The sequence below is a fragment of the Neobacillus sp. S1115 genome, assembly GCF_055385565.1.
Genome location: NZ_AP038275.1, coordinates 4467568 through 4479740, shown reverse-complemented (window position 1 = coordinate 4479740; position 12173 = coordinate 4467568). Strand labels below are relative to the sequence as shown.

Genomic DNA, 12173 nt, shown 5'->3' with positions numbered 1-12173 from the left:
ATAATATAGTTGAAGTATTAACCTTAGAGGTGATAGGGATATGTTCGTAAAAAATATGATGATTCCAAAGCATGACTGTATTACAGTACAGGAAAACGAAACGCTAAAAGCAGCCTTGGATCGATTGGAAGCTCAGCAAATTGACGGCCTACCTGTTTTGCAAGGTAATAAATATGTCGGTGTAGTAACCAGATATGGGATTTATGAAAATTACTTTCTTTCCAATAAAACAAAGGAAGAATATTTAACAACGACGAGTGTGAAAGACATTGCTACCCACCAAGAGATGTTTTTGGAAGGTGCGGAACTATTTGAAAGGACGATGCTTGATTTAAAAGATTTTCCTCTGCTTGCAGTAGTAGATGAGGATCGTACTTTTCTAGGGGTGATAACTCGCTCAGATGTTTTGAGCTTCTTTGAGAGTGCTTTTGGAGTCAATCGCCCCGGGGTGAGGATTGCGTTTACATCAGTTGAGACGGAAGGACGGATCGCTCGCTTGTCGGAAATCGCCCATCATTTTCACGAGCATATCATTTCGCTGGTCACCTTTGACGAAACAGATAAGCTGGTCCGAAGAATAGTCATGAAAATTGAAAAGAAAGATAATATTGATAAATTTACGAAAAAACTTGAAGAACATGGCTTTCGTATTTTAAGTATTGAAGAAGTGTAAAAATACTTAATCGTGGAAATAATACCAATCCCCCTCATACATTGTTATGGGGGGGATTTTTTGCATGCTTGCGGTAGGGAGGATTTTGTTTATCTACTTGTTCGGCTATTTATTCATTAAATGGATTTGGATTCCGAAACCATTTGTTTTGGCTGATTTTTTTATTGTTTTAATTACACACCCGCTTGAGTTTTTGGCTGCCTCCTTAGCCCTGTTCCTTGGTGTCCTTCTTACGGGTGGTCTTATCAAGGATTTCATACATAAATTAAGAGGTGCACAGAAGAAGCATATTCTCTTGAAGATTATAGAAATGGTTTTTCTGATTATCGTATTCACGATTCTTTTTCGATTTGGCTGGGAGCAGGCACTTGTTTTTTTTAGTTTAAGTATCGTTTATGGTACCATTTCATTAGAATCTTAGAGTTTTAAAGGGGTATGTGAATATGGGTTTAATCCCAATTATCTTGTTGATCTTTCTCATCATTGGGTTATGCCTGCTTTTATATATGCTGCGGGAGGCCTTTTTAAATGTTGTTGTCCGGCATGAATTCCATTTTCAGGATTTTCCTGAAACGTTTGGAAGAATGACCATCTTTTTTATTTCCGATATTCATAAACGGACAATATCTGATAAGGTCATTCAAACGGCCATAGGGAAGGCTGATTTTGTTGTAGTAGGCGGGGATTTGACAGAAAGAGATGTGCCTTTACAAAGGGTAAAGGCAAATTTAATGAAGTTAAGACAAATTGGTCCCGTTTATTTTGTATGGGGAAATAACGATTATGAGGCCAATTTGCACCAGTTACATACGGTGTTTCAGGAAACTGACATAAATGTCTTGGATAACTCAGCCGTCAGCCTGCATTCTAACCAAGGCGAAAAGATTTTTTTACTTGGAGTTGACGATGTCACTTTAGGAAGGGACCGGCTTGAGTTGGCCTTAGACAGAACAGAAGCCAATCACTTTAAAATTTTGGTCAGCCATTCCCCGGATATTATCAAGAAAGTTGGGCCAAAGCAGAATATCCGGCTGATTTTAAGCGGACATACACACGGTGGTCAAATCCGTCTTTTTGGATTCAGCCCCGGAGAAAAAGGGGGAATAAAAAGAGTTCAGCAAACAGTGCTTTTCATTAGCAACGGTTATGGAACAACTGCCATCCCCCTTAGATTGGGAGCCCCGGCACAGTGCCATTTGATTACTGTTAGAAAATGTTCCGATACTCCTTAGTTAGGGGAGACAATTCACAACCGCCTCTCTGCTTTCATAATCTAACACAAGAGATGTCTAGCAGGGGGCAAAAACATGCGCTTAGAACGCTTAGCAGCAAATAAAATAAAAATTATTTTAACGTCCGATGATTTGTTTGAAAGAGGGCTTTCCAAGGAGGATATTTGGAAAGAATCCGGCAAATGGAATCAGCTATTTCACGATATGCTTGAAGAGGCAAGTGAAGAATTCGATGTTGATATAAGGGGTTCGGTAGCGGTTGAAATTTTCTCCCTTCAAGCTCAAGGAATTATCATGATTATAACCGTCGACCATACGCGGGAAGATGAGGAAGCATTGGATGATGGTTTAATTGAAATGCAGGTAAGAGTAGGGGGCTGTGAGGACTTTTTATATGAATTTGAAGAATTAGAAGATATAATCGGTCTCGCGAAACGGCTTTCCTTATTAGGTATTTATGGTGGGAGTCTATATGTATATCGCAGCCGCTACTTTCTTTTGCTGACAAAAATAGAAACCGAACAGAGCTCTATTACCGCCTCATTGATGTCGGAGTTTGGCAATGCATCCATATTAAGTCCGTATGTCTTAAAAGAATATGGAAAACTAATCGTCGGTCACGCAGCGATCGAAACCCTTCTCCACTATTTCAAATGAATAATACACATATCTAATAAGGAGGGGGTTAAACCGCTCCTTAAGTTTTTTTACAATGCTATTTGTTATTTTAAAATAGTAAATAAATGCGAATGACCGCCTTTGCATAATCACAATATATAAAAGGAAAGGTGGATTTTTGTTCTTGCATTAATTGCCTAAAGGTGTATACTTGTGACTGATAGCGGACATTAATCGTTTTAGTATTTTCTTAGGAGGTTTATAAATGTCTACCGAAAAAGGTAATGAAAAGACTAATCATGAGGGTAAGCACGATGTGTTAAAATCAACACAGACCGTTATACATAAAGCCCTTGAAAAATTAGGTTACCCTGAAGAGGTATACGAGCTCTTAAAAGAGCCGCTAAGAATGATGACAGTCAAGATTCCAGTTAGAATGGATGATGGATCTGTAAAAATATTTACTGGATACCGTGCGCAGCATAATGATGCAGTAGGCCCAACAAAGGGAGGAATCCGTTTCCATCCAGGTGTAACAGAGACAGAAGTGAAAGCCCTTTCAATTTGGATGAGCTTAAAATGTGGAATCGTTGATCTTCCATATGGCGGCGGTAAAGGCGGGATTATCTGTGACCCGCGCGATATGTCATTCCGTGAGCTTGAAAGATTAAGCCGCGGATATGTAAGGGCAATCAGCCAAATTGTCGGCCCAACAAAAGATATTCCAGCTCCTGACGTATTTACAAACTCGCAAATAATGGCCTGGATGATGGACGAGTACAGCCGGATTGATGAATTTAACAATCCTGGTTTTATCACTGGAAAACCGCTTGTACTTGGCGGTTCCCATGGTCGTGAGTCGGCAACAGCAAAAGGGGTCACCATTTGTATCCGCGAGGCAGCGAAAAAGAGAGGCATCAATATCGAAGGAGCTAGAGTCGTTGTCCAAGGTTTCGGGAACGCTGGCAGCTATTTGTCGAAATTCATGCATGATGCAGGTGCTAAAGTAGTAGGGATTTCAGATGCCTATGGTGCGCTTTATGATCCGAATGGACTAGATATCGATTACCTGCTCGACCGAAGGGACAGTTTTGGAACAGTAACAAAGCTATTCAATAACACAATTACCAATAAGGAACTGCTTGAATTGGAATGTGACATTCTCGTTCCGGCAGCAATTGAAAACCAAATTACCGAAGAGAATGCCCACAATATTCGTGCCGGCATCGTGGTTGAGGCCGCAAACGGACCTACCACATTAGAAGCTACAGAAATTTTAACCGAGCGCGGAATTCTTCTTGTACCTGACGTATTGGCTTCTGCAGGTGGAGTAACTGTTTCATATTTTGAATGGGTACAAAATAACCAGGGTTACTATTGGTCTGAGGAAGAAGTAGAAGAAAAGCTTGAAAAAGTGATGGTCAAATCCTTTAACAATATATATGATACAGCCCAAACTCGCCGCGTTGATATGCGTCTTGCTGCTTACATGGTTGGTGTAAGAAAAATGGCTGAAGCAAGCCGCTTCAGAGGCTGGATTTAAGTTGTTACCATTGAAATATATCCTTAAAACTCCTATCATTAACAGGTAGGAGTTTTTTCTATATATTAAGACAGATGCATGAATGTTTTAAGGAGTGTTCCATTGTGCAAATAGAAGACGTAATTATTATTGGCGGTGGCCCGTGTGGTATGGCGGCTGCGATCGCCTTACAGGAAATAGGAAAAAGCCCGCTTATCATCGAAAAAGGCAATATTGTAAACTCTTTATATAACTATCCAACACATCAAACCTTTTTTAGTACAAGTGAAAAATTAGAAATTGGTGATGTCGCTTTTCTAACCGAAAATTATAAACCAAAAAGAAATCAAGCTCTAGTCTATTATAGAGAGGTTGCAAAAAGAAAAAAGCTTCGTATTAATCCCTTTGAAAAAGTGACGCAAGTGACAAAAGACAATCAATTGTTTACAGTTGTAACAGACAAAAATACTTATCGTGCCAATTATGTTGTCATAGCCACCGGCTATTATGATAACCCCAATTTTATGAAGGTACCTGGTGAGGATCTGCCTAAAGTGTTTCATTACTTTAAAGAAGCGCATCCCTATTTTGACCGGGATGTCTGTGTTATAGGCGGAAAAAATTCCAGTGTAGATGCGTCCATAGAGCTTATAAAGGCGGGTGCAAGAGTAACTGTTTTATATCGCGGAAATGAATATTCTCGAAGTATCAAGCCGTGGATTCTTCCGGAATTTGAAGCCTTGGTCCGGAATGGAGTCATCCATATGGAGTTTAATGCAAATGTCAAAGAAATAACTGAAAATGAGGTCATTTATGTAAAAGAAGGCCAAGAAAAGACCATAAAAAATGACTTTGTGTTTGCCATGACTGGGTACCACCCTGATCATCAATTCATTAAAAATATGGGAGTGATAATCGACCAAGAATCAGGAAGGCCGATTTTTAACTCTGAAACGATGGAAACAAACGTAGAAGGGATTTATATTGCAGGGGTACTAGCGGCCGGCAACAATGCAAATGAAATCTTTATTGAAAATGGAAGATTTCATGGCGGACAAATTGCAGGTTCCATCTTAGAGAAAGAATCAAAAGGGTGATATTACTATGAAAAAGGTTGTTTTGTTAACTACAGGCGGTACAATTGCAAGTAAACCAAATAAAGATTCTGGAAAACTTGCATCTGGTGCTTTAACGGGTGAAGAACTGGCTGCAATGTGCCAATTGCCAAATGATATTGAAGTCATTGTTGAATCTGTCTTTCAAAAAGCTAGTATTCATATTACTTTTGACGATTTACTTTTATTAAAATCAAAAATTGAGGGCTATTTTAAAGATGATACGGTTTGTGGAGTGGTCGTCACACACGGGACAGATACAATGGAAGAAACAGCCTACTTCCTTGATTTAACAATTGCCGATTCACGTCCAGTTGTAGTAACCGGATCACAGCGTTCCCCAGAAGATTTGGGGAGTGATGTCTACATTAACCTAAGGCATGCCATCTATTCTGCTTGTGCTAAAGATTTGCATGATGCCGGGGCAGTTGTCGTTTTTAATGAGCGGATTTTTGCAGCAAGATACGTCAAAAAGGAACACGCATCCAATATTCAGGGGTTTAACTCCTTTGGATTTGGCTATCTAGGAATCATTGATAACGACCAGGTTCATATTTTTCAAAAGCCTATAAAACGGGAATTTTATAAGGTTCTTACAGCTATCCCCCAGGTTGAGATCATTAAATGCTATATTGGTGCCGATGGAAAATTTATTAAGGCCGCAAGAGAAGCGGGAGTAAAAGGAATCATCCTCGAGGGGGTAGGGCGCGGCCAGGTAGCCCCTAAAATGATGGAAGAAATAGAACTATCAATAAAAGCTGGAATTAAGATGGTCGTTACCACCAGCGCTGAAGAGGGTTCTGTTTATACAACCTATGATTACGAGGGCAGTGCCTATGACCTTTATAAAAAGGGAGTCATCCTTGGCAGCGATAATGACTGCAAAAAGGCAAGAATTAAACTTGCTGTTTCGCTAGCAAGCGGACTAGAAAATATTCAATATTAATGGAAGCTGGAATAAATCTTTCATTTTCCTTACGTCATTTCCATGTTAGACTTAAGAAAATGGAGTTGAAAAGAGGTTCATCATGCTGGGAATCTTATCTGCCGGGATCGCTCCCGGCTTGGCCTTGCTAAGTTATTTTTATTTAAAAGATGAATATGAATCTGAGCCTATTCCCCTTGTTCTTAGAACATTTTTGTATGGTGCGCTGTTGGTATTTCCGATTATGTTTATCCAGCATGTCCTAAAGACAGAGCAATTACTTGATTCAAGCATGATTAACGCATTTATCAGTACCGGTTTTCTTGAGGAATTTTTTAAGTGGTTTATTGTTTTTTATGCCATTTATCAACATGTTGAATTTGATGAACCGTTTGATGGAATTGTCTACGGTGCGGCAGTTTCCCTTGGTTTTGCTACCGTTGAAAATATTTTTTACCTGATTGCTAACGGCATTGAACATGCCATAACCCGGGCGCTGCTCCCGGTCTCCAGTCATGCACTCTTTGGGGTTATAATGGGATTTTATTTTGGCAAGGCAAAGTTTACCGAAGGCAATAAAGCGAAATGGCTTGCTTTGTCGTTGCTACTCCCATTTGTTCTGCACGGCTTCTACGATTTAATCCTGCTATCTTTAGAAAATTGGCTGCTTATCATTTTTCCTTTCATGATCTTTCTATGGTGGTTTGGACTTAGAAAAGTGAAAAAAGCGAAATTGTTAAGTGCTAACCATTTTAAAAAACAATATTCACTTGAAAAGACCCTTCATCATTGATGTTGGGTTTTTTCATTTAATTGGAATAAAAACACCATTTAAACAAAAAATAGGATTAATGCAAAAAGATTTACAAATGGGGGTTAATGTTCCATGTTGAAGAAATCGATATTAATAAATCTGCTAATCTTATCCCTTTTAATAACGCCATTACCATTCGTAAAAACCAATCAGGTTCAGGCTTTTTCGGGACAGGTAATCCAGCATGGTGCGGTTGGCGCCGATGTCATTGAATTACAAGAAAGGCTCAAACATTTAGGTTTTTTTACAGGGAAAGTGGATGGAGTTTTCGGCTGGCGGACCTATTGGGCATTACGGAATTTCCAGTATGAATTTGGGATGCCGATTGATGGGATGGCAGGGCCGGATACAAAAGCCAAACTCGTGAAGGCGAGCAAAAACTATAAGGCGGGCAATAATTCTGCGGCAAAACCAAATGCAAAACCGCAGGCACCTGCCAAAAAGCCCACCGCCGCAAACACTCCGGCCGGTTTTTCGCAAAATGATATTCGCTTAATGGCCAATGCCGTTCATGGGGAGTCGAGAGGTGAACCATATATCGGCCAGGTAGCAGTTGCTGCAGTTATTCTAAACAGGGTACAAAGTGCGTCATTTCCAAACACGGTTTCTGGAGTTATCTTTGAACCGGGAGCATTTACTGCAGTCGCCGATGGACAGATTTGGCTGACCCCGAATGAAACTTCCAAGAAAGCAGTGATCGATGCGATAAATGGCTGGGATCCTACCGGCGAAGCCTTGTATTATTTTAATCCGGCAACGGCCACGAGCGGATGGATTTGGGGAAGACCGCAAATTAAAAAAATTGGCCAACATATTTTTTGCAAATAGAGGTGAAAACAGTTGATTAGAGGAATATTGATTGGCTTTCTCGCGGTAGCTATTGCGGGTACTGCCTACTGGGGTTACCAGGAACATCAAGAGAAAAACGCGGTGCTGTTAAATGCAGAAAACAATTATCAACGGGCGTTCCATAATCTTACTTATCGAATGGATCTTTTAAATGACAAAATTGGCACAACACTTGCTATGAACTCAAAAAGTTCATTATCACCGTCGCTAATTGAAGTCTGGAGACTCACGTCACAGGCGCACAGCGATGTTGGGCAGCTTCCATTGACGCTGCTGCCATTTAATAAAACAGAGGAATTTCTTGCGAATATCGGAAACTTCAGCTATCGGACTGCTGCCAGGGATTTGGATAAGGAGCCCCTTTCTGATCAGGAATACGAAACATTGAAATCCCTTTATAAGCAATCCGGACAAATCCAGTCAGAGCTTAGAAAAGTCCAGCATATGGTACTAAAGAACAATTTGCGCTGGATGGATGTTGAGCTTGCCCTGGCCTCAGGTAAGGAAAATACAGATAACACGATTATTGACGGTTTCAAAACGGTTGAGAAAACCGTCAGCGGCTATGAAGAAACTGCTCAGGGGCTTAGCTTAACAAACCTGCAAAAAAAGGATGAAAACTATAAAAAAATTAGAGGGAAATCCATTACAAAGCAAGAGGCTGCTGACATTGCGAAAAAATATATGAAAATTGACGACAATGCGGATGTGAAGGTCACCAAAAATGGCAAAGGGTCTGACTACGGCTTTTACAGTGTTTCCGTAAGGAATAACAAAACTGGTCAGGAAGCTAGTATGGACATTACAAAAAAAGCCGGCCATCCCATTTGGTTTATGAACAATCGCCCAATCGATAAGCAGGCGATCAGTTTGAATGATGCCAATAATAAAGCACTTGCCTTTTTAAAAGAAACCGGCTTTAAAGACTTAGAAACTTTTGAAAGTTTTCAATATGATAATGTTGGTGTCTTTAATTTTGTCACCACTATTAATGGGGTCAGAATCTATCCGGAATCGGTAAAGGTTAAGGTTGCTCTAGATAATGGCGATATTGTCGGCGTCTCTGCGGAGGATTACTTAAAGTCCTTTCAAACAAGAAATTTAGATAAACCAACCATTACACTTGAAGATGCCAGAAAGAAAGTGAATCCAAATCTAAAGGTGATGGAGGACCGGCTTGCTGTAGTCATCAATGATTTAAATGAGGAAGTATTATGTTACGAATTTCTCGGAACAATGGGAGAAGATACTTACCGCATTTTTATTAATGCAAAAACAGGTATGGAAGAAAAAGTGGATAAACTAAAAAATGCGGAAAATATGTATGAAGGTGTTTTATAAGGAAAGGCTAATGCCTTTCCTTTCTCTTTTGGCACACTACCGAGAATAAAATAACGAATCAGCCCCCATAATAGGAATAACTTGGTACCGGGGTGAATGGATTTGGAGAAAATCGAAAAAATTTTAATGAAGATAATCATCATACAGTTTCTGTTTTTACTTCTAACGCAATTTTTTCTTCATCAGCTTGACACGCTGCCAGAATTGCAGCAACTAACCAAATACGAAGGCGTCAACGAAAATTCCATCACCGAAATACTCCAGACCTTTCAAGGAAATTAATTTATTGCCTCTGCAAACGGGCCTGTTGATTTCCGCTCCGGGCACTCGCTTTCCGCGGGGAGGCTCCCCGGCACGCCCGCGGAAAGCAAAGTGCCTGGAGCGCCAAACAACAGACTTAATGAAAGCATAAATGATTAGAATTTCAACACGATAATTATTAATGAAGAAAAATATTAGCAGGCTTGCCTGCTTTTTTTGATTTAATGGATTAAATTAAGGAAGGATTCCATTCTCTTATGGTAAAATAAATATAGACAACTTTAGATATTCATTAGGAGGATTTATGAATAGAAAAATATCCATCGCAATTGACGGTCCTGCTGCTGCCGGTAAAAGCACTGTAGCAAAAATTGTGGCAGAAAACTTATCGTATATTTACATTGATACAGGTGCCATGTATCGGGCGTTGACATATAAAGCAATTGCGAACAATCTTGATCTTGAAGATGAAGACTCCCTAGTGGAAATGCTGCTCAAAACAGAAATAGGACTCCTGCCTTCTGATAACGGGCAAATCGTTTTACTCGATAATCTCGATGTTACTAACAAGATTCGCACATCTGAAGTAACCAATTTGGTATCCATTCCTTCCAAACACCTAAGGGTAAGGGAAGAAATGGTGAGAAGACAGCAATCGTTTGCGAAAAGCGGCGGTGTTGTCATGGATGGGCGTGACATTGGCACCCATGTTTTACCGAATGCAGAGGTAAAAGTCTTTTTACTCGCCAGTGTGGACGAAAGAGCCGAGCGGCGCCATAATGAAAATCTTCAAAAGGGATTCCCATCAGACTTGGAAAAACTAAAAGAAGAAATTGCGCGTAGAGATAAAATCGACTCTGAAAGAGAAGTAGCTCCTTTGAAAAAGGCCGAAGATGCCATCGCAATTGATACTACCTCTTTGACTATTCCGGAAGTAGTCGATAAAATTATGGCTCTTGTGCACGAAAGGATTGGATGAGTTGACGTTTTATACCTTTGCCAGATCAGTAGTAAACGCAATTTTTAAACCGTGGTATCGAGTTGAAACGATTGGAGCGGAGAATATTCCAAAAGAGGGCGGCGTACTTCTTTGTTCCAATCATATTCATAATTTTGACCCCATTATTGTCGGGATTACCGGGAAAAGACCTGTCTATTTTATGGCCAAAGAGGAAATCTTCCGAGTCCCAGTCTTGGGGAACATCGTGCGGAAATGTAACGCTTTTCCTGTAAAAAGAGGAATGAGTGATCGCGAAGCACTAAGAAAAGGAATCAACATCTTAAAGGATGGGCATGTGCTTGGGCTTTTTCCAGAAGGAACGAGAAGTAAAACTGGGGAATTAGGGAAGGGTCTTGCCGGTGCTGGTTTTTTTGCCTTGAAAACAAATTGTGCTGTTGTTCCGTGTGCGATTCTTGGCCCTTACAAAAACCTGCAAAAGTTAAAGGTAGTTTATGGTAAACCTATTCAAATGGACGAACTTAGAACTTCGAAGGCATCTGCGGAAGCAGCCACTGAATTAATTATGGCTGAAATTCATAAACTTATTAAAGAGGATCGATAGGTTTCCGCTTGACAAAAGACATGATTTATAAGAAGTTAAATAATGAGATTCAATTTTGGGCAAATCAGAATTTATAGACAATTATAGATTTTGCTAGTCAATGGATTAAGGAGGATTACATATGTCTGAAGAATTAAATCAGGTAGAAGTGAAAAGCTTTGAAGTTGGCGACAAGGTAACCGGGCAAGTTACTAAAGTAGAAGAAAAGCAGGTGCTTGTAAATATCCAAGGCAGCAAACTTGATGGGATTATTCCAATCAGCGAATTATCAAGCCTGCATATTGAAAAAGCCTCAGATGCCGTTAAAGAAGGCGATGAACTAGAGCTTGAAGTAATGAAGGTTGAGGAAGAAGCATTAATTCTTTCAAAAAGAAAAGTGGACGCCGGCAAGGCTTGGGAAAGCCTTGAGCAGAAATTCCAAAGCGGCGAGGTTATTGAAACTGAAGTAAAAGATGTAGTGAAAGGCGGACTAGTTGTCGACCTTGGAGTTCGCGGCTTTGTCCCTGCTTCCCTTGTTGAGACATATTTTGTCGAGGATTTTAGCGACTATAAGGGCAGAACGATTACTTTTAAAATTGTTGAACTCGATAAAGATAAAAATCGCTTAATCCTTTCCCACCGTGCTGTTGTTGAACAGGAAAAGGCAAAGCAAAAACTATCCCGTCTTGATGCAATCCAGCCGGGGGATATCATTGAAGGTACAGTTCAAAGATTGACTGATTTTGGTGCTTTTGTTGATATCGGCGGAATTGACGGACTTGTCCATATTTCCCAATTATCACACGAACATGTCAATAAACCAACAGATGTTGTACATGAAGGCCAAAAGGTTAATGTAAAAGTCCTAAGCGTGGATCGGGGCAGCGAAAGAATCTCATTATCCATTAAAGAGACACTTCCTGGGCCGTGGTCAAACATCTCAGAAAAGGCTCCAAAGGGCAGTGTGTTAACCGGAACCGTTAAGCGATTGGTTTCTTATGGAGCTTTCGTTGAGGTATTCCCAGGTGTTGAAGGCCTTGTTCATATCTCCCAGATTGCCCATAAACACATCGGTACCCCTCATGAGGTGTTAAAGGAAGGACAAGAGGTATCCGTTAAAGTTTTAGATGCAAATGAAGCAGAGCAACGCTTATCTTTGAGCATCAAGGAGCTTCTTGAAAAAGAGGTTGAGGAAACCTACGATTATGAACTTCCGGAAGAATCAAAAGGATTCCAGCTTGGTGAAATGATTGGAGATAAGTTAAAGAATCTGAGAAAATAA

14 protein-coding genes are annotated in these 12173 nt (G+C 40.2%); all 14 read left to right on the top strand.

Annotation, left to right across the window (positions count from 1 at the left end):
• The first annotated feature begins 40 nt into the window (after positions 1-40).
• The 14 genes from ACZ5B7_RS21810 (at position 41) to rpsA (ending at position 12173) form a co-directional block, all read left to right on the top strand.
• Positions 41-673, top strand: coding sequence for a CBS domain-containing protein (locus ACZ5B7_RS21810; protein ID WP_464490977.1), 633 nt, complete (start codon positions 41-43; stop codon positions 671-673).
• Between the two features lie 64 nt (positions 674-737).
• Positions 738-1094, top strand: a complete 357-nt coding sequence (locus tag ACZ5B7_RS21805; protein WP_464490976.1) for a hypothetical protein — start codon at positions 738-740, stop codon at positions 1092-1094.
• Positions 1095-1116: 22 nt separating this feature from the next.
• Positions 1117-1905, top strand: coding sequence for a metallophosphoesterase (locus ACZ5B7_RS21800; protein ID WP_464490975.1), 789 nt, complete (start codon positions 1117-1119; stop codon positions 1903-1905).
• 75 nt (positions 1906-1980) lie between these two features.
• Positions 1981-2562 (top strand): adaptor protein MecA, encoded by a 582-nt coding sequence (locus ACZ5B7_RS21795; RefSeq protein ID WP_423798968.1) that lies wholly within the window; start codon positions 1981-1983, stop codon positions 2560-2562.
• Positions 2563-2788: 226 nt separating this feature from the next.
• Complete coding sequence (locus ACZ5B7_RS21790) at positions 2789-4066, top strand: Glu/Leu/Phe/Val family dehydrogenase (RefSeq protein ID WP_213120339.1); 1278 nt, start codon at positions 2789-2791, stop codon at positions 4064-4066.
• 104 nt (positions 4067-4170) lie between these two features.
• On the top strand, positions 4171-5142 hold the full coding sequence (locus ACZ5B7_RS21785) for a YpdA family putative bacillithiol disulfide reductase (RefSeq protein ID WP_464490974.1): 972 nt from the start codon (positions 4171-4173) through the stop codon (positions 5140-5142).
• A gap of 7 nt (positions 5143-5149) precedes the next feature.
• The gene (locus ACZ5B7_RS21780) at positions 5150-6106 is read left to right on the top strand and encodes an asparaginase (protein WP_213145009.1); all 957 of its coding nucleotides are present in this window, start codon (positions 5150-5152) and stop codon (positions 6104-6106) included.
• Between the two features lie 82 nt (positions 6107-6188).
• On the top strand, positions 6189-6878 hold the full coding sequence (prsW, locus tag ACZ5B7_RS21775) for a glutamic-type intramembrane protease PrsW (protein ID WP_213145010.1): 690 nt from the start codon (positions 6189-6191) through the stop codon (positions 6876-6878).
• A 93-nt stretch (positions 6879-6971) separates the two neighbouring features.
• Positions 6972-7727, top strand: a complete 756-nt coding sequence (gene sleB, locus ACZ5B7_RS21770; protein WP_464490973.1) for a spore cortex-lytic enzyme — start codon at positions 6972-6974, stop codon at positions 7725-7727.
• A gap of 12 nt (positions 7728-7739) precedes the next feature.
• On the top strand, positions 7740-9089 hold the full coding sequence (gene ypeB / locus ACZ5B7_RS21765) for a germination protein YpeB (RefSeq protein ID WP_464490972.1): 1350 nt from the start codon (positions 7740-7742) through the stop codon (positions 9087-9089).
• A 102-nt stretch (positions 9090-9191) separates the two neighbouring features.
• The gene (locus ACZ5B7_RS21760) at positions 9192-9371 is read left to right on the top strand and encodes a DUF5359 family protein (protein WP_213120345.1); all 180 of its coding nucleotides are present in this window, start codon (positions 9192-9194) and stop codon (positions 9369-9371) included.
• 283 nt (positions 9372-9654) lie between these two features.
• Positions 9655-10329: a (d)CMP kinase gene (cmk, locus tag ACZ5B7_RS21755; protein WP_464490971.1), complete on the top strand. Its 675-nt coding sequence runs from the start codon at positions 9655-9657 to the stop codon at positions 10327-10329.
• Position 10330: 1 nt separating this feature from the next.
• Positions 10331-10912 (top strand): lysophospholipid acyltransferase family protein, encoded by a 582-nt coding sequence (locus tag ACZ5B7_RS21750; RefSeq protein ID WP_464490970.1) that lies wholly within the window; start codon positions 10331-10333, stop codon positions 10910-10912.
• A 121-nt stretch (positions 10913-11033) separates the two neighbouring features.
• Positions 11034-12173: a 30S ribosomal protein S1 gene (gene rpsA, locus ACZ5B7_RS21745; RefSeq protein WP_464490969.1), complete on the top strand. Its 1140-nt coding sequence runs from the start codon at positions 11034-11036 to the stop codon at positions 12171-12173.